We start from the raw sequence: 18,280 nt of genomic DNA on the forward strand, positions 1-18,280 counted from the left end.
TTTAATAATGTAATTTTGATGTTGTTGTGATATCAACGGTAACATTTGGAAACATATCACTAAATTGTTGAAAAATAGATGAGCAAGATGGACAAGGACAGAGGTCACTTGTTAATCTTACCGTACCATTAATTTTTGGATATTTAACTCCTTTAACCGCATTTTTTAACTTGGCAAAATACTCTAAACCTATTAATTCTGTATCGAGATGTCTCGTCGAAATTGAAGGGGTAAATACCCGTTGCCCTTTTTCTAATTCCAAAACAAAATCTTCTGGAATAAACTTACCACTTTCAATCATTTGACCATTATAACCTTTTCCACTTGCTATTAAGTACTCCTTCCCATCAAATTCCATTTTTACAATATTCCTTTTTCGTCCTATTCCAAAAGAATTTTTCGTCCTCGCTACAAATTCAACCCACTCATTACTTGCTATTTTAACAGATACTTTTGGGTTATTAATACAAAGTTTTTTAAACGCTTGAAAATCTGGGTGGTTTTTTATAGTCGGAAAAAGCTCATCAATTAGACCTCCTAAGTTATTAACCTTAAACCCAACTTCATCTCCATTTTTAAGTATGGCTAATGAACCTATAGTTTCTTCACCTGCATTATCAATATACCGAACATTTTCTATAACTTCAAGAGTATTCCCTTTATCTATCCATTTGATCTGTCTATAAATGCTCTTAGCATCTATTTTTGCAACAATCTTATTAATGTTTAGACCAGCATAAAGAATAATTGTTCCAGCAGATTTTTTAATTGACAGTCCTGTTCGAGATGCTAATTTAAATAAATCTAACGCGCCTTGTAGAGGGTTCACCAGCTTAATAATACTGGTAACCTTACCAGCTTTAGTTACTGAAGTAAATGAAACAAAAATAGTTGCAACAGCCACAACATCCTCTCCTGCTTTATAGCCAACCATGGCAGTAGACTGTCCCATATATCTTTGGGCTAAGCCTTGTAATATTGTATTTAGGACTCCTGCTTCTATAAGCTTATCTATATCCTCTTTCAACTTTTTTCGGTTTTCCTCGGAATTAGAAATTTTGATAAGCATAGAAGCTAGTTCAGGAATGGCTTTGGCTTCTCTTATCAAGCCATTAAATATCCCGCACATAAAAGCATTCTCAATAGGATCAGGCCCAAACAATGGAGAATAGTCTAAAATATCTGAATTATAATGTTTTTCAGGTATTTTAAAGTTTTCAATACCACCAACTCCCCAGTCCAATAATTTAATAGCTATTAATGCCATTATATTTCCATCATAAGCTTCCGCTTCTTTAACAAGTGTATAAGAAAGTACGTTGGCTTTTATCTCATTAAATACTATAGATTGTTTTAATTCCGTAGAAGTTGAATCTTTTATTATTTCGAACAACTCCTCTTTTGTAACACCATTTTTTAATAAATCAGCGTTAACTTTTATACCTAAACTTATTTTAATTAATGATTTATCCCCTTTTTTCTGAATAAACAGGATAATTTCATCTTCTTTAGGGACTATAGATTCTATATCATTTAATAGTTCAGTTTGAGAATTATAAGTAAAAACCCGAACCTTATACTTATCGCCAATACGTAATTTCTCGAAAAAGCTTTCAAATTCACTACTTAACAACCCTTCATAGTCAAAAACCTGAATGGAGATGTCCGAAGGTTTAATGCTAAGTGGGAGCTTTTCTTCGGTATATAACACATCAATTGATTTAGGTATTTCAAAATCATATGATCTACTAGCTACACTACTCTGTCCCTCCTCTTCATCCTGGAAGATATAGAACTTAAGATCGGGGTTATGTATTTGTGCCCAATCCATATGGCTAAGTAGATTATCATCCTTACCAGCACTATAATCCATTAACCATGAGGTTTGGCCTTCATCGGTTTTTAACTTTGTAAATGGGTGTTGTAATGCAAATACCCCATGACCAATCTCATGGGCAATAGTCTTGGTAAGGTCACCTTTTCCTTCTTCGGGAGCCGTTATAGTATTATCAAATACAAAACCATATTGTCGCTGCAATGGCATAAAGCCTGCTATATTTCTGGAAGGCGTTATATCACTAAATACAAAAACATAATAGGTGTTTTTATTATAGTTTGATTTTGGATCTTGTTTAAAGGCGGCCATCACACTTTTCTGCTCTTCGTTATACGCAGTAAGCCATGGGCTATCACCTACATCCAATCCATTGGCGCCTAAGCTATTTTTATCAAAAGTAAAGGCTTCGCCAACTTTGATATTGAGTTTTGCGGCACCTTTCTTAAATATATCGGCAACCTGTTTTACCTCGTTAGCACGCAGAGATGCGCCATTAACGGGGACCAAAACAACATCAACAGTTCTTTCGGTAAGGTGCCATAATGTAAATGCTCCTGCCGTAAGCTGTTTATTTTCTTCGGTCTTTGACGGTACTACAACATAAATAGTCTCATTCTCGAAGGAGTAATGCCCTTGTACGGTAACCTCTATTTTATCACCAACAACCTTGGAGTTTAACTTTTCTCCCTGCTTGGTTTTAAAGATAATATCGTTAAGCTCATAGGCATTGCCTTGTTGTTTAACCTCTGCAATAACGATAGTGCTATCTCCTTTTTGAACTGCTTGATGAATTAGCGTATAATCTTTCCCGGCCTCATCTTTAATAGTCAGATAATGATCGGTTAGTTTAGCTTTTTGTGAATCTGGCACCTGGTCAAAACCAAATTTTCCAGTGTCTTTAAAGTATACGACAAGTCCTCTGGCGGTTAATGACTCTATTTCGCCATTATTAGATACCCCATTAACATTATTAGAATTTACAATACCGCCTGGGTCTTTCTGTCCTCCTTTGGTAATTTTTCCTTGCTCATCTACATGATACACATCACCACTGGCATCTGTGATTACGGTATCATCACCCATAGCGTAATCGAACTGATCTCCTGTTTCTGGGTTAGTAATTACTATTCTATTATCTACAATCTTGATATCTTCTTTTTCAATATCAAAATTGATATTAATCTCATCGAGATCATTATCATCTTCAAAGAGTTCTCCTACGCCTTCAACAACATCACTTACCGTATCTATAGCATCATCAACATCTATGATATTACCAGCATCAATATTATAAGAAGTAACGACCATACCTTCGGCCAATTGCTTATCGGTATTGATCAAAATATTAGTGAATTTCACACCAACCTTTATACTTCTAAGGTATGGGATTGTAACATACCCTTCGCCGGTAAATCTTCCTTCGGCACCGCTAACTTCGAGTATCTTTATATCAAAATCTCCTGCTTTAAAAGATTCTCCTTTTTCGATGCTGGGTAATGGGTTTTGATTTTCGAGGTTAATATCTGGCGGTATCCCACAATTATACAACGCCGTTTCGTCTTGCTCGTTTCCTGTGGTAAAGGTGTCTATGATTGTCCAATCACTTTCAGATACTGAACATAATTTACGGATCTGAAATTCGTAAGTGGTCTCAGATCTTAGATCCCAAAGTGTAATCCAATTTGCCGAAGTTTGGCTATAAAACCACTCCCCATTGTCCCCTTGCTTTCTATATCTAACCTTAAATTTTGGAATCTCGGTAGTGAAGTCTTCCCAAGCGATATTAACCTGATGGGCTCCTTTACTCTCATGAGTAACCGATACCGGTTTATCACATGGAGTAGCATAACTAAAGGAGAAAATCTCGCTATATCCCTGGTTTTTAAATAATCCTATTTCTTCTGTACCTCGTTTTGCTTTTGCCTGTACGCGCCAAGCATATTTTTTATTAGGTAAAAACAAAGGATCTGCTGGTCCATAAACATAGGTAGTAGCCGTTGTAGTGGTTTGAAAAACAGGAGGGGAGCTCAAAAATGCAGTTTGAGGATCTACATAATTATCCCAAATTTCTACTATACTTAATTCGTACTCCACATTAGTTACATTAATATGCCTTGGAGTCCATTGAAAAACAATATTCTGAGGGTTTTGTTCCTGAATATTCGTTTTATCCAAAGGTGAAACCAGAAATGGAGGGTCATTTTTAAAAATGACAGTAGTAACACAGCTTCGATTAGATAACCTTCTACCAGTCAACACGTCATATACCTCAAAACAGAACTGATATACCCCTTCTGGAATTGTTTGCCCATATACATTGGGAGAAATCCCAGTAATATTTTCAAAACGAAAATAAGGTGCTAATTCTACATTTGTTAATATGGTTGGGATACCTCCTTCGAGAAATAAAGAAGGTGCTCCTGATACATTATCATTGCTCTGAAACGTAATACCATTGCCTTCAAAATATGTTTTTAGTCGTATCTCTCTATTGCTTATTGTAAAATCATTGAGAATAATTTGTACTCTAAGCGGGCTATTTATGGTAGTATTATCTGCATAGTCTGAAAAAAGAATTGGTGCAGGAGGAATCGCTTGCGGGATTACCTGAACCGGGAAAGATTGTGACTGTGATACTGCCAAAGCAGTATAAAAACACAGGGTTACAAAAAGCCATAGTTTTTTCATATAAACAGGTTTAGTTTTTGTTTATGTATCTAAGTTCAAATACGTTTGGGTCAACGAGATCTAATGATTTTTTATAATAAAAATCGATAATCTCTCCTTCTAAATATATTTCAATTTTCTGAATATCATCTTCCTTATCATACATTTGATATGTCATTGGTGCCATTAATGCTTTAAATTCTTTTAAAAAGTCTTGCGCAAATTCTACCTCTTCTTTTGTCCGGAATTTTTTAAATCTTTTTTGCATCCATCGATGACCTACCAACTTCTTCTTTCTTTCTTCAAGTTGAGCTTTAACTTCTTGAATTTCGGGACTATTTTCAGGGTTTTGTTGTACAGTTTTATCAAGCTTAACTCTAGTTTTTACAAGACTTCTTTCCAGTTTAAAATCAAGAAATCTCATATCTCCCTTTACTCTCAAAATAGCATTATACAGTGCCGTATTGAATACTTTTTGATAGTCTTCATAGCTATACAACTCTTTAAGAAATACGAGTGCACTTTCTTTATATTCTTGTTTCTTTTTTTGTTGTTCTACAAGGGATAACAACCTAGTAAGATTATTCCTTTTGTTATTTGGGATGTCATTAAACTGAGTGCTATTAAAAACATTACTTAGTTGTTCATTAATCTGTTCGGGAGCTCCACTATACGTAACATCTCTATACCTAAAACTAATATGGTTTTTAGCTTTCTTCTGAGTCTCTTGTTCAAGTAACTCTCGCTTCTTCTTTGATTTGAAATTTAGGCCATCAAAACTATAGCTGTATCCAAAAGTTGCGGTAAAATCAGAATTACTATCGTCTGAAGTATTTCTGAGTAAGGACAACAAATTTAAACTAAAGTTATGATGATCTAGCCATAAATAATTCCCTCCTAATCTAAAATTAAACACACTATTCTCTTGTTCTCCATTAGTATAGCTAGTATTGTAGGAGCTAGAAAAATTGGTTCGCAATTTCTTATCAAAAAATTGTTTACCTATTGATAATGTTGGCCCTAAAATTAAACTCTCATTTTCTCCAATAATGTTATAAGAGGTATTAGCAGCCAGTGTAATATTTAGATCGTTTTTAGGATATCCGATAGTATACCCTGCCGTACCATTGTAAAAATTATTTGTCCCTTCTTCGAGCTCTGTGCCATCCTGCAGGTTTTTAGAATTTTGATAGACCAAATTCAAATTGGTGCTATGCTGCCTAGTTTCGGTTTTTTTGATGGTATAATTGAACCCTAAATTTGCATTTTGAGTAATCTGCCTATAATTAAGTGTATCTATGTTATCAAACTGGCTTACCTGATTAATGTAATCAAATTGATCTCTGATATTAGTGTAAGACTGAAAATTGGAATAAGACCCATTTATTCCTAATTTTTCTGATGCATTATAGTTAAGATTTATAGCACTTACAATTCTTTGAAGTTCGGTAGATTTTGTTTTATCAAGATTATCTCTTTGCAGACCAACATTAATACCAATATTTACCTTATTATTAAAAATTGTTTGGTTGGCGTTTGCGGTTATATTTTCTAAATCATTATTAAAAAAGTAAGCTCCAAATGTTCTATACTCTGGATCAATACGTTCATAACTAGCTCCAACTGTACCGTTACCAGCAGGATATGTTAAAGAAGCATTAAATGCGTTATAGTAATTCGTACTTATATTCTCATTTAAAAGAAATGACAAAGGTCCATTTTCAGAACGTTGATCGGTGAGTCTTGTATCTTCTGTTACTCCGGATAACGCATATTCTATGTGTATTTGTGCTTTGTCGAACAATGACATATTGGTTTCAAAACTTAGTACCGCATTATCTTTTGGAGTAAGCTCGAGTTCTGTTGGAAAAGGATTTTCTATAGAGTTTTCTTTGTCTTCGGCCTTAAAAAAAGTAATCCCAAGTAACCATTTTTCAAACTGGTATGATGTCTTAAATCCAAAGCCGTACCTATCATAAGCAGCGATAGCATCTGGCTCATCAGGATTATACTCTGTAGCTTTCAGTAGACGCCCATACATTGCACTAATTTTAAAAGGGCTGTCAGGAGTTAAGTCAAAACCAAAACCGGTAAATTGATGACCACTTAATGTATATGGAGAAAAGGTCATATTAACATCACCTATATGTGTCGTCACCCATTTATAGGATGGATGGATACTTAATCTATTAAAAGAAAATGGATTACTATAATTAAATTCCTGATTAGAATATGAAAAAGAGAGCGGAATATTGTAAACCCCACTAATATTTATATTAACGTTACCATTTACGAAATATGTAAATGGTTCTCTGTTAGATTCACCTTCATAATACACGGAATTTGCAGAAATACCTCCAGAAAGAGCAAATAGTTTAGCCTTACCAATTTGCCCTAAATCTTGACTATAGGATACAAAAAGACAGCATAAGTTTATCGCAACAAAATAGAGTAATTTTGGGGTCAAATAGTAGGTTTTATAGATTGAGGGACCGCAAAATTAAGTTTTTTTTAACAAATCGACAAGCATACTAATCCCTTTTTAATGAAAAAGTTACATTTCAATACTTTCAAGAAAATCACCCTATCATTAAACACTCATCCCAAGTTACTTCAACATCAGAAAGGTAAAATAATATAGCTAACCCAATTCCAGCCACACCGGTTAAAAAATTGGTTTCATTTTTCCATTCGTTCTCTTTTCCTTGCCAGGCTTTATAACCTGCATACCCATCTTCAAAAGTAGCCATCGCTAGTCCTTGTTCGATCCAATGTGTTGCAGCTTCTTTAAATACTTCATCATTAGTTTCACGATATAATCTCCCAAAGATTTGTGCATTACCATAAGACCCATGACATAGTCCAGCATCTTTAACCAAAGATTGCTCTATAGTTTTTCTTTGAGTAGCATGCTTTAAAACCCGAATAGATGTTTGATATAGTTCATCGTCTTTTAGCGCTTTTGCAGCAAGCCTTAGAGAAAGTCCAATACCTAAATCACCATAACACCAGGCTAACCTACTATCAACACCTCTTGTTGTATCGGTTACATTGTTTGGAAATAATGAAAATGCGGTACTGTCAGGGTTTTCAAAACGCACTAAATATGCAGTTCCTCCTTTGAGCAACGTTTCAACAGCATTTTTAAATTCTTCATATTGATGTAATCGAGAAAGAAAATTAATAATACCCGATATACCATGTGATAAGCCAAAATTATATTCTTGAGCTTCTGTTTTTTTATGTACTACTTGAGGCCATTTGATTCCTTCTTTATCATTTTCAGATATTTGTTCAAGCACCGAAACCAGTGATAGTAAGTATTCCACATATCGTTCTTTAAGCACATCAGATTTCGTATTTCTATATCTCTTCAAAAAATAATATCCATACCCTATCGCTCCGTGTAAAAAATCATAATTGCCTTCTTTTATATTGGACATCATAATACCATAAAGATATTCATCCAAATCAGATAATAACTCATCAGTATCCAAATCAACAAAATCTTCCTCTACTAAATGATCAAACACCCATCCTGCACCAGCTATCCCCGTACAATATGTCGGAAAATTATATCCATTATTAATACGATGTACAGATTCGCTAAGCACCTCAATTCCAGTATCAAAATGAACGTCTGTCTCTAAATATTTTGAATAATAGAAGTGAAAAAGAGAAATCCCAGAAATACCCGACAAAACTCCTACCTCAGAATTCTCTGCGTAGTGATCTCTAAGAATTGAATGTATCGTTACTAGCTGTTTCTCTAATTCTTCGGTATACGCTAAATGCATGTATTGTATCTTTTGATTTTTTCAGACAATTTAAAGTTCTAAATTTAATTAGAATACTACTTACATTAAGAATTCCTGATTGTTTTTTTATTCATTATACTTACCTTTGAGAAAATCAAACACATCACTATGTACGAAGCTATTCAAATCGTTCACTCATACTGGGCTTACCTGGTACTTCTCGTTGTAACTTTAGCAACAATCAATGCTCTTGCAGGATTTTTTAGCAAACGAGAATATGCTCCTAAAGACTTTAGAGTTTCTTTATTTGCTCTTATTGTTTCACATATTCAACTGTTAATAGGACTTGTTATTTTCTTTATATCTCCTCTCGTAGTGTGGTTCTCTGGAACTCATAAAATGGGTGAAATAATGAAGGATGCTACTTTACGACTCTATAATGTAGAACATCCGATGATAATGATTCTAATGATTGTTTTTATTACTATTGGATATTCTAAGCATAAAAAGAAACTAACTTCTACACCAAAATTTAAGATGCTTGCTATTTTTTATACCATAGCATGGATCCTTATGTTGTCTCGCATTCCATGGGCAAATTGGTTTAGTTAATGCTTAGTATTAAAAAGCTATTCCCCTCTACCTAGAAAGAAGAACTCTTGGGGATGTCTATCAAAAAAAAGTAGCGAACAACGTAGGTTGTTTAAAATTAAGTACCATAAGCAGTTAGTACTAGTTTTCTAGCACCACCATAATCACGATGTTCGCAAAGATAGATACCTTGCCAGGTACCTAGATTAAGTTTTCCATTCGTAATCGGTATTTGGATAGAAGCACCCATTAACGAGGATTTGATATGTGCCGGCATATCATCTGGCCCCTCATATGTATGTATATAATACAAAGCATTTTCAGGAACCATAATATTCATATGGCTTTCAAAATCTTGTCGTACTGTAGGGTCTGCATTTTCATTGATCGTAAGACTCGCAGAAGTATGCTTAATAAACACCTGTAATTGACCTATCGTTATCTGTTTAATTTCAGGAATTGAAGACATCACTTCATCGGTTATCAAATGAAAACCCCTTTTATAAGAAGATAATCGTATTTCTTTTTGAAAGAATTGCATACACTTTGTCATTCCAATGCAAGTTGAAATCTTTTTTTATTTGGTTAAGTTTCCCTTCAAAAAAAGGAGGGAAGGAAAAAGGATATCAACTAATTTAATACAAATTTTACAGTTATTGTCATCATATTTCTATTGTCTACTATACCTTTACACTTTTAAACAACTTAAGTTTGTTATAATTTTTAATCGATCAAAATCTGTCAAATTGAGTAATTTTTCGAAATAAAATGAAGAAAAATTGTATCGAAATTAGGGTTTTGTAAGAAAATTGCTTGTTTTCGATACATTTTTGCTAATGCAACAACACTTAAACTGACGTAATTTTCTTATATCGAACTCACTTTAAATAAATAGTTATGGATTTATCTCAAATAAAACTTATTGCTACGGATATGGATGGCACACTCCTTAATTCTAGAGGAGAGGTCAGTCAATCTTTCTATTATTTATTTGATGAATTAAGGGATTTGGGCGTCACTTTTGTGGCCGCAAGCGGAAGACAATATTATAGTATCATTCATAAGCTAGATGCCATTAAAGATGATATTATTGTCATTGCAGAGAATGGTGCCTTAACCATGCATAAAGACAAAGAGCTACAAACTACTGAAATTGATCGCGAAACCTATTTAGAACTATTAGAAATTTCAAAAGACCTTAAAGGTTCGCAGGTTATTCTTTGCGGCAGAAAAAAAGCATATATCGAAAACTACGGACAAGATTTTACAAATATGCTTGAAGAATTTTATGGAAGATATGATATTGTTGAAGATTTATCTCAAGTTCTAGATGATCAATACCTCAAAATAGCGATTTGCAATCAAAAAGGATCAGAAAAATACTTATACCCTGCATTAAAACATCTCGAAAATCGATTAAAAGTTAAAGTATCAGGAGAAATTTGGTTGGATTTATCACATAATTTAGCAAATAAAGGATACGCATTACAGCAATTACAAAACAGTTATAATATATCCCCCGAAGAAACTATGGTTTTTGGAGATTATAATAATGATCTTGAAATGATGAGTAGAGCCACCTATAGTTTTGCGATGCAAAATGCACATCCAAATGTAAAGGCTGCTGCCAATTATACTACCAAAAGCAATAATGACAATGGGGTAGAATATATGCTACGTAAAATGATTGAGGCTAAGAAATCAATACGCAGTTTATAATACGCATTGAGTAGTAACCGCCAACGTACAATTATCTACTGTAAACTTAATCATTCAACTTCAGTACAGCCATAAATGCTTCCTGAGGAATTTCAACGTTACCTACCTGGCGCATACGTTTCTTACCTTTTTTCTGCTTTTCAAGTAATTTACGCTTACGAGATATATCTCCACCATAACACTTAGCCGTTACATCTTTACGCAATGCTTTTACTGTTTCTCGAGCAATAATTTTGGCACCAATTGCAGCTTGAATCGGAATATCAAATTGCTGACGTGGGATTAATTCTTTTAGCTTTTCACACATCTTTTTACCAATATCATATGCATTGTCCTGGTGTAGCAGTGCAGATAAAGCGTCTACTGTGTTCCCGTTAAGCAGTACATCAACTTTTACGAGCTTAGAGGCACGCATACCAATAGGTGTATAGTCAAAAGAAGCATACCCTTTGGATACTGTTTTTAAACGGTCATAAAAATCAAAAACAATCTCTGCCAAAGGCATATCAAAAGTAAGTTCTACTCGTTCAGTAGTTAAATAGGTTTGATTTGTAATTTCTCCACGTTTTTCAATACATAATGACATTACTGGTCCAACAAAATCAGATTTGGTAATTATCGAAGCCTTGATATACGGTTCTTCAACCCTATTCATCTTTGAAGGATCCGGAAGATCAGATGGATTGTTTACAATAATAATATCATCTGGCGCTTTGTTGGTAAATGCGTGATAGGATACGTTAGGTACCGTTGTAATCACCGTCATATTAAACTCACGCTCTAATCGTTCTTGTATGATCTCCATGTGTAGCATCCCTAAGAATCCACATCGAAATCCAAAGCCTAAAGCTGCAGAACTCTCTGGAACAAAAACCAAAGAAGCATCATTAAGCTGCAGTTTTTCCATCGAAGCACGAAGCTCTTCATAATCCTCGGTATCTACGGGATAAATCCCTGCAAATACCATAGGTTTTACATCCTCAAACCCTTCGATTGCGTTTTGAGTAGGCGTTTTGGCATCGGTAACTGTATCTCCAACTTTTACTTCTCGAGCATCCTTAATCCCTGTAATCAAATATCCAACGTCACCTGTTTTAATCACCTGTTTTGATACCTGATTTAGCTTAAGTGTACCTATTTCATCTGCAAAATAGTTCTTTCCTGTAGCGACAAACTTAATTTGCTGCCCTTTTTTGATTTCACCATTAACTACTCTAAAATAGGTTTCAACTCCTCTAAACGGATTATAAACCGAATCAAAAATCAAAGCTTGTAATGGCTCATCAGGATTTCCTTCTGGTGCAGGAATGCGTTCGATAATTGCTTCAAGAATTTCTTCGATCCCAATCCCTGTTTTTGCGCTGGCCGGAATCACATCTCCCGGATCACAGCCCAAAAGATCAACGATATCATCAGTTACCTCTTCAGGATTAGCACTCGGTAAATCTACTTTATTTAAAACCGGAATAATCTCCAGGTCATTCTCTAAGGCAAGATATAGATTAGAAATCGTTTGTGCCTGTATACTTTGTGCAGCATCAACAATTAGTAATGCACCTTCGCAGGCAGCAATAGAACGAGAAACTTCGTATGAAAAATCAACGTGCCCCGGGGTATCAATAAGATTAAGGATATACTCCTCTCCTTTATACGTATACTCCATCTGGATGGCATGACTCTTAATCGTAATCCCACGTTCGCGCTCCAAATCCATATTATCTAACAGTTGCGCCTGAGCTTCTCTTGCAGTTACTGATCCCGTAAAATCTAATAATCGATCTGCCAGTGTACTCTTACCATGGTCTATATGTGCAATAATGCAAAAGTTTCTAATCTTCTTCATTCTATTTTTTTTGGCGGGCTTAACCGGGCTATCCGCTGTATCTTTTTTATTTTTTTGTACCCTGAGGCTCTCGAAGGATAAAAAAATAAAAAAGGATGTCGCTGCTATCCCTGCCCGTTACCTCCGATTCAACTGAATCAAAATCATTTAGTCTGCAAATATAATCGATTTTAGAAGGTTTATCTCATTACTTTCTCATTATTTAAAGCAATATTATTTTATATAAATCAGACCTCGCAGGTCTTCAAGACCTGTGAGGTCTAAAAGAATTCGTATTTTTGACAAAAATTTATTGCTTTGGCTAAGATAGGAGACATAGATGTAGGAGAATTTCCGTTGCTACTTGCACCCATGGAAGATGTGAGTGACCCACCCTTTAGAGCATTGTGTAAAGAACAAGGTGCCGATGTAGTGTATACTGAGTTTATTTCTAGTGAAGGATTGATTCGTGACGCTGCCAAAAGTGTGATGAAATTAGATATCTACGAAAAAGAGCGCCCAGTAGGAATACAGATTTTTGGTGCCAACCTGGATTCGATGCTAAAATCTGTTGAGATCGTAGAAGCATCCGGGCCCGATATTATAGATATTAATTTTGGATGCCCGGTAAAAAAAGTAGTGAGCAAAGGTGCCGGAGCTGGGATCTTGAAAGATATTGACCTTATGGTATCGCTCACCAAAGCTATGGTAGAGCACACAAAATTGCCCGTTACTGTAAAAACCCGGTTGGGCTGGGATCATGATTCAATTAAAATTGTTGAAGTAGCAGAGAGGTTACAAGATGTAGGCTGTAAGGCCATTGCTATACATGGTCGTACCCGAGCGCAAATGTATAAAGGTAATGCCGACTGGAAGCCTATTGCCGAAGTTAAAAATAATCCAAGAATGCATATTCCTGTATTTGGAAATGGAGATGTAGACACTCCCGAACGCGCTAGGGAAATGCGAGATCAATACGGATTAGATGGTGCTATGATTGGACGTGCCAGTATTGGATATCCCTGGTTTTTTAAAGAAGTAAAACATTATTTTAAAACAGGAGAGCATTTACCTCCTCCAACTATAGAAGAGCGCGTAATTGCCGCACGAAGACACTTGCAAATGGCTATAGATTGGAAAGGAGAAAAACTTGGTGTATTTGAAACACGTAGACACTATACAAACTATTTTAAGGGGATTCCGCATTTTAAAGAATATCGAATGAAAATGGTAACCAGCGATCATCCTGATGATGTTTTTGCCGCTTTTGATGAAGTACTATCAACATTCTCAGGATTTGAGTTTGTGTAAACTGATTATTAGGAATTAGCGTGAGGGATAGAAACTAGCTACCGTGTAGCGTGTATAGCCCGACCCGGAGTGTAGCGCAGGGGGACGCACAAATAGTATAAAATTCTAATGCAAGGCTAGTTCCAAAAGAATTGTATCTCTTGGTTGCAAATGATATCATCGCTATAATAACCCATCTTGAAATCATGCTGCCATTGATATCTCCAATCAACTATACTTGTTGTACTAAATACAATACAAAACCCGAACAGCAGTAAAAACACACCCCATATCCTGCACGCCAATCGGTTAATTGGAATGTTTAAACGCTTTATCCCCAATAATAGAATATATAGAATTACGGTCCAAAAAAGCATATTTCCTATAAAACCTAATATATATAACTCTCCTGATAAAGAATTGACCCAGGCATTACTGGTTCTATAAATAAAAGGGAAACCATAAAAACGTGGCCCGCCATCCTCGTATTGACACGTATACTTAAAAGAAACAAGTTCTAAAAAAACCAAAGCTGGACTACAAAACAAACTCCATAATAGTTGTTTCATAGCTCTATAATTATGCGACCAATTTTTGGTTAATTCTACTAGAAGCCAATAATGAAGCGATAAAACCTATAATCGTAATCGTAAGAAAAACAACAATAAAACTAACCGCTGTGATGCGTGTCGGATATGGTAACGATGGTGTAATCATTAATAATCCAAATTGCTGTTGTAACGCAATAAGAATAAACCCTAATGCTAGCCCCAATAAAGCTCCTAGTATCGTCATAAGAGAGCCTTGAAACAAAAATATTTTTCTAATATTGGGCAAAGAAGCTCCGACATTATATAATGTTTTTACATTACTTTTCTTATCTATAATCATCATAATAATTGCTCCTGCCACATTAAACAAAGCAATAATGGCAATCAATGTAATAATGAGATAAGATACCAGATTTTCGGTGTTTAGCATTTTATACAAGGTATCATTAAGCTGTATCCTGTTTTTTATGATTACCTGATTATCAAAAAGAGATTGAAGTTCTTGAACAACCGATGTTTCATTGGCTTGTTTCTCTAATTTTAACTCTACGTGGGTAACTTTGTCTTTGGGCAGTTCTAGCAAAGTACGTGCTAAACCCACTGTAGCAAAAATGTATTTTTGATCCAATTCTTCGTTTACACTATAAATCCCAATATTTACAGCTTTTTGTGACCTAAACCCTTGAGAAGGGTCATTGATGAGTCCTTTGCCTGGTTTTACCACATAAATACTAAGCAAATTGGTGTAGGTTTGCTCGACACCCATACTGAGTTCTCTGCTAATACCATTACCAGCAACTACCTGAAAATCATTATTACTGATCCAATCACCATAGGCTAAAATACTATCCGTTTTTATGACATTACTGTAATTAGTATCTACACCTTTGATAAAGGCCGTTTTTTTCTTATCTCTAAACTCCAAGAAAACACGTTCTTCAACAATTTCAGAAAAATGAGCGACTCCTTCTAATTGGCTCAGTTTTTTCTTTTGTGCATCATCAAAAGTAAATGTTTTTCCGCTTGACGGGAAAATTTTAAGGTCAGGATCAAAATATGACGAAAACTGAAGACTAAAATCCTTAAGCCCTGCAAATCCCGATAGCACTATGAATAATGCCATTGCACCAATCACCACTCCTGCAGCAGCTATCCCAGTAATGATGTTTATAGCATTACTGCTTCCTGGAGAAAATAAATATCGTTTAGCAATGTATAATGAGAAGTTCAAATCTTTATTTTGTGATAAAGATAACAGAAATTGGCTTTATCCTAAGCTATTTTAGAAAAGTCCCAGTACTATTTATTTCTTTTTTCGCCTTTCGAGAAGATCTGGGTTTTGAATCGGGTTTTCTTCACCTTTAACCGCTTTTTCGATATTAGAAATATACTCTAGAGAGTCATCTATAAAAAAAGATAGTTCTGGCATGCGTCGCAACTGATTTTTGGTTCGCAGTGCTACCTGATGTTTGATTTGAGATTTAACAGCATTAACTTCTTTTAATACTTTCTCTCCCTCTTGATGCGGGAACACACTCATATATACTTTACCTATCGATAAATCTGTGGTGACGCTCACTTTGGTTACAGAAACTAAAATCCCTTGTACTCCAGCTTCACGTAATGCCTGTTGTATTACATCTGCAACATCGCGTTGTAATACTCCTGCAATTTTTTTCTGTCTGTTTGTTTCCATGATGCAAAAATACATATTAATTGTACTTTTACGACATAGAGATAAAAGTATATTCTGAAATGAGCCATCCCAACCAAGTTGTTACCAACCGAAGTGTTCAATGGCACATTCCATACTTGTACTGGGCATAGTCGAAGTATGACAATTAAAAACCATAAAATAAAAAAGAACAGATGAATCATATCAATAAAATAGAACATCTGGGTATTGCGGTAAAAGATATAGATCAAGCCAATGCCTTATATGAAAAACTTTTAGGGGTACCTCCTTACAAACAGGAAGAAGTAAAAAGTGAAGCTGTAATCACTTCTTTTTTTAAGGTTGGTGAGAGCAAAATAGAATTACTGGCCAGTACCGATGAAGAAGGTCCTATTGGTAAATTTATTGCCAAAAAAGGAGAAGGGATTCATCACATTGCTTTTGATGTAACTGATATTGAAAAGGAGTTAGACCGATTAGAAGAAGAAGGATTTCAACTCATTAATAAAACTCCAAAACCGGGAGCCGATAATAAGCTTGTTGCTTTTATACATCCAAAAAGTACCAATGGAGTGTTAGTAGAACTATGTCAAGAACGTTCTTGATCCTTTTTAAAGCGGTATAACTGCTTAAAAACAGTAAGACAAAGGGGCTTTAGTTTTGAAAAATGTCGAACATTTAAAATTATAGAAAGAAATGTTTGGCGTGTTTATGTCAAATCCTTAAATTTGCCCTCCGTTTTAGGTCCCATAGCTCAGCTGGTTAGAGCACCTGACTCATAATCAGGGGGTCCTTGGTTCGAGCCCAAGTGGGACCACCTTAATTTTCAAAGAGTTACGATAAATTAATTTCGTAACTCTTTTTGTTTTTATACAGATCACCTAAAATTTGCTCGGTTTTTGCTCGGTTTTTATGGTTTAATACGGGTCTAAACAGGCTTATTCAATAGTTTATGATGTATAGGGAAAGATTCTTGAGTTCTTCTTTTCACAATAAATTCTGATAGTTTTATCACTTCTTTGACGTAATTGAAAGTAGGGCCAACCCTAATATAAATACTACAGGTCCAGAAAACAGTAATACATACAGACCTGGCCAATGCAATATTTTAAACATAACACCTAAGAAGAAAAGTAGTATCCCAAGGATAATGAATGGTACTCCAAACACTTTAATCCAATTCATCGATGTTTTGAATTTTAGTTTTCTCTATGCTCTAACCACCTCAACGCTCTGTTGTATGTTGTTTTAGAAAACCCAAATTTTTGACAAACATCATCCATTCTTAATCCTGGGTTTACGTTTATATTATTTTTAATTTCAAGAGTTTTTTGAATAGATTCATTTTTGGGTCTACTATGTCTGCCTGATCCCACTTTTTATGTATGATACTTCCTGTTTTGTAAACCTTTTACATTAAAAAGGATATCTTCATTTTCTAGAAGCTCAATTCCTTTTTTGGTTTTGAGTATTCTAGAGGTTAAAGAAGCATTTTTTTATCATGCTCGTGGATATAGTTATAGACAAAAATTGAAACCTCGAACTTTTTATAATGCTACAGAAATACTTACTTTCCCATCAAGTCACGGATAATAAGTTGTTCTTTTTTAATAAAATTTTCTACCTCTAGTTTAGCCTTCTTAGATCTCGATGGTTTTTTGTGTTTAAGACTATCTTGCCAATTTTTCTTGGCTAAAAATTCAACAAGAGCTGCTATTTCATCTTTAGTAGCCAGACATAGTTGAAAATTGTATTTATTTTTAAGATTATTGTCATTATCTCATTTGTTTTTGACCACGATAAATATTTTAATAATAAGTGTTGGGCTTAAATTCAGGACGATAAGTAATCGGATTATTCCATTTTCATAATAGAGCTATTGGTCACATAAAATAGGCCAACCTATTTTGGTCCTATAGAATTGTTCTAAACAAACCCTGAACAATTTACTGTCTTCATAATTATGTATCTTGGATAGATCTAAATATTGAAAAGTCCATTCATAATCCTTTAATTCTTCTAATTGATAAATCGCTAAACAGGCTGTGCCCTTAGATCCTTTAAAATGCTCAGATGCTCTCTGTCTTAGACAATACGAGTGCCCACTATATACAACATATTCATCGTTTTCTTTTTGTCTAATCCTTAAGTTTTCTGGAAGTTTGTTTGTGTTTTTTATTTTATTCGAAATATTATAATGTTTAGGATCTTTTCGTAAATGAATTTCTTCCAAAACTTCTTTTGGGGTTGAAGTTAATATATTATAAAGCCCTGGCTTTCTTGGAACCTCTTTCAAAATATCTTTTATTCTTTCCAAATCCATTTTTATTGTATACCATGGACTTTCTAATATTTTTTCAATGTTCATCA

General features: G+C 34.6%; 15 protein-coding genes and 1 tRNA gene. 5 read left to right on the plus strand and 11 right to left on the minus strand.

Going from position 1 to position 18,280, the window contains the following annotated elements; genetic code table 11:
• Position 1: 1 nt before the first annotated feature.
• The 3 genes from JJQ60_RS17190 to JJQ60_RS17200 form a co-directional block, all read right to left on the minus strand.
• A complete protein-coding gene (locus JJQ60_RS17190) occupies positions 2–4,525 on the minus strand; it encodes a deaminase domain-containing protein (protein WP_201923226.1) in 4,524 nt (1,507 codons plus the stop codon).
• 10 nt (positions 4,526–4,535) lie between these two features.
• Positions 4,536–6,971 carry a hypothetical protein gene (locus JJQ60_RS17195; protein WP_201923228.1) on the minus strand — a complete coding sequence of 812 codons (2,436 nt, stop codon included), beginning with the start codon at positions 6,969–6,971 and terminating at the stop codon, positions 4,536–4,538.
• Positions 6,972–7,083: 112 nt separating this feature from the next.
• A complete protein-coding gene (locus JJQ60_RS17200) occupies positions 7,084–8,301 on the minus strand; it encodes a lanthionine synthetase C family protein (RefSeq protein WP_201923230.1) in 1,218 nt (405 codons plus the stop codon).
• Positions 8,302–8,430: 129 nt separating this feature from the next.
• On the opposite strand from JJQ60_RS17200, the gene JJQ60_RS17205 reads away from it, so the two are divergent.
• Positions 8,431–8,874 (plus strand): hypothetical protein, encoded by a 444-nt coding sequence (locus tag JJQ60_RS17205; protein WP_201923232.1) that lies wholly within the window; start codon positions 8,431–8,433, stop codon positions 8,872–8,874.
• A 97-nt stretch (positions 8,875–8,971) separates the two neighbouring features.
• Here the strand turns inward: JJQ60_RS17205 and JJQ60_RS17210 are convergent, their stop codons facing one another.
• Complete coding sequence (locus tag JJQ60_RS17210) at positions 8,972–9,394, minus strand: secondary thiamine-phosphate synthase enzyme YjbQ (protein WP_201923613.1); 423 nt, start codon at positions 9,392–9,394, stop codon at positions 8,972–8,974.
• A gap of 356 nt (positions 9,395–9,750) precedes the next feature.
• Between JJQ60_RS17210 and JJQ60_RS17215 the strand changes: the two genes are divergently transcribed.
• Positions 9,751–10,572, plus strand: coding sequence for an HAD family hydrolase (locus tag JJQ60_RS17215; protein ID WP_201923234.1), 822 nt, complete (start codon positions 9,751–9,753; stop codon positions 10,570–10,572).
• Positions 10,573–10,618: 46 nt separating this feature from the next.
• Here the strand turns inward: JJQ60_RS17215 and lepA are convergent, their stop codons facing one another.
• The gene (gene lepA / locus JJQ60_RS17220) at positions 10,619–12,415 is read right to left on the minus strand and encodes a translation elongation factor 4 (RefSeq protein WP_201923236.1); all 1,797 of its coding nucleotides are present in this window, start codon (positions 12,413–12,415) and stop codon (positions 10,619–10,621) included.
• A gap of 297 nt (positions 12,416–12,712) precedes the next feature.
• Here lepA and dusB point away from each other — a divergent pair, with 297 nt between their 5' ends.
• Positions 12,713–13,705 carry a tRNA dihydrouridine synthase DusB gene (dusB, locus tag JJQ60_RS17225; RefSeq protein ID WP_201923238.1) on the plus strand — a complete coding sequence of 331 codons (993 nt, stop codon included), beginning with the start codon at positions 12,713–12,715 and terminating at the stop codon, positions 13,703–13,705.
• 116 nt (positions 13,706–13,821) lie between these two features.
• On the opposite strand, the gene JJQ60_RS17230 is transcribed toward dusB, so the two are convergent.
• The 3 genes from JJQ60_RS17230 to rbfA form a co-directional block, all read right to left on the minus strand.
• On the minus strand, positions 13,822–14,253 hold the full coding sequence (locus tag JJQ60_RS17230) for a hypothetical protein (RefSeq protein WP_201923240.1): 432 nt from the start codon (positions 14,251–14,253) through the stop codon (positions 13,822–13,824).
• A 10-nt stretch (positions 14,254–14,263) separates the two neighbouring features.
• Complete coding sequence (locus JJQ60_RS17235; RefSeq protein WP_201923242.1) at positions 14,264–15,466, minus strand: ABC transporter permease; 1,203 nt, start codon at positions 15,464–15,466, stop codon at positions 14,264–14,266.
• Between the two features lie 72 nt (positions 15,467–15,538).
• On the minus strand, positions 15,539–15,931 hold the full coding sequence (gene rbfA / locus JJQ60_RS17240) for a 30S ribosome-binding factor RbfA (RefSeq protein ID WP_201923243.1): 393 nt from the start codon (positions 15,929–15,931) through the stop codon (positions 15,539–15,541).
• A gap of 173 nt (positions 15,932–16,104) precedes the next feature.
• Here rbfA and mce point away from each other — a divergent pair, with 173 nt between their 5' ends.
• The gene (mce, locus tag JJQ60_RS17245) at positions 16,105–16,515 is read left to right on the plus strand and encodes a methylmalonyl-CoA epimerase (RefSeq protein ID WP_201923245.1); all 411 of its coding nucleotides are present in this window, start codon (positions 16,105–16,107) and stop codon (positions 16,513–16,515) included.
• A gap of 138 nt (positions 16,516–16,653) precedes the next feature.
• A tRNA-Ile gene (locus JJQ60_RS17250) sits at positions 16,654–16,727 on the plus strand.
• Between the two features lie 194 nt (positions 16,728–16,921).
• On the opposite strand, the gene JJQ60_RS17255 is transcribed toward JJQ60_RS17250, so the two are convergent.
• The 3 genes from JJQ60_RS17255 to JJQ60_RS17265 all read right to left on the minus strand — a co-directional run bounded on the left by JJQ60_RS17255 (position 16,922) and on the right by JJQ60_RS17265 (position 18,278).
• Positions 16,922–17,095 (minus strand): hypothetical protein, encoded by a 174-nt coding sequence (locus JJQ60_RS17255; RefSeq protein WP_201923247.1) that lies wholly within the window; start codon positions 17,093–17,095, stop codon positions 16,922–16,924.
• A 14-nt stretch (positions 17,096–17,109) separates the two neighbouring features.
• Positions 17,110–17,286 carry a hypothetical protein gene (locus tag JJQ60_RS17260; protein WP_201923249.1) on the minus strand — a complete coding sequence of 59 codons (177 nt, stop codon included), beginning with the start codon at positions 17,284–17,286 and terminating at the stop codon, positions 17,110–17,112.
• A 500-nt stretch (positions 17,287–17,786) separates the two neighbouring features.
• Positions 17,787–18,278: a hypothetical protein gene (locus JJQ60_RS17265; RefSeq protein ID WP_201923251.1), complete on the minus strand. Its 492-nt coding sequence runs from the start codon at positions 18,276–18,278 to the stop codon at positions 17,787–17,789.
• Positions 18,279–18,280 lie beyond the last annotated feature (2 nt).

This window comes from Aquimarina mytili (genome assembly GCF_016735115.1).
GTDB lineage: Bacteria > Bacteroidota > Bacteroidia > Flavobacteriales > Flavobacteriaceae > Aquimarina > Aquimarina mytili.

Excerpts from the sequence above, each read along its gene's own strand:
- JJQ60_RS17215 (WP_201923234.1), top strand. The coding sequence starts at position 9,751 with ATGGATTTATCTCAAATAAAACTTATTGCTACGGATATGGATGGCACA.
- rbfA (WP_201923243.1), bottom strand. The coding sequence starts at position 15,931 with ATGGAAACAAACAGACAGAAAAAAATTGCAGGAGTATTACAACGCGAT.
- JJQ60_RS17205 (WP_201923232.1), top strand. The coding sequence starts at position 8,431 with ATGTACGAAGCTATTCAAATCGTTCACTCATACTGGGCTTACCTGGTA.
- JJQ60_RS17200 (WP_201923230.1), bottom strand. The coding sequence starts at position 8,301 with ATGCATTTAGCGTATACCGAAGAATTAGAGAAACAGCTAGTAACGATA.
- lepA (WP_201923236.1), bottom strand. The coding sequence starts at position 12,415 with ATGAAGAAGATTAGAAACTTTTGCATTATTGCACATATAGACCATGGT.
- JJQ60_RS17265 (WP_201923251.1), bottom strand. The coding sequence starts at position 18,278 with ATGAACATTGAAAAAATATTAGAAAGTCCATGGTATACAATAAAAATG.
- JJQ60_RS17210 (WP_201923613.1), bottom strand. The coding sequence starts at position 9,394 with ATGCAATTCTTTCAAAAAGAAATACGATTATCTTCTTATAAAAGGGGT.
- JJQ60_RS17255 (WP_201923247.1), bottom strand. The coding sequence starts at position 17,095 with ATGAATTGGATTAAAGTGTTTGGAGTACCATTCATTATCCTTGGGATA.
- JJQ60_RS17230 (WP_201923240.1), bottom strand. The coding sequence starts at position 14,253 with ATGAAACAACTATTATGGAGTTTGTTTTGTAGTCCAGCTTTGGTTTTT.
- JJQ60_RS17190 (WP_201923226.1), bottom strand. The coding sequence starts at position 4,525 with ATGAAAAAACTATGGCTTTTTGTAACCCTGTGTTTTTATACTGCTTTG.
- mce (WP_201923245.1), top strand. The coding sequence starts at position 16,105 with ATGAATCATATCAATAAAATAGAACATCTGGGTATTGCGGTAAAAGAT.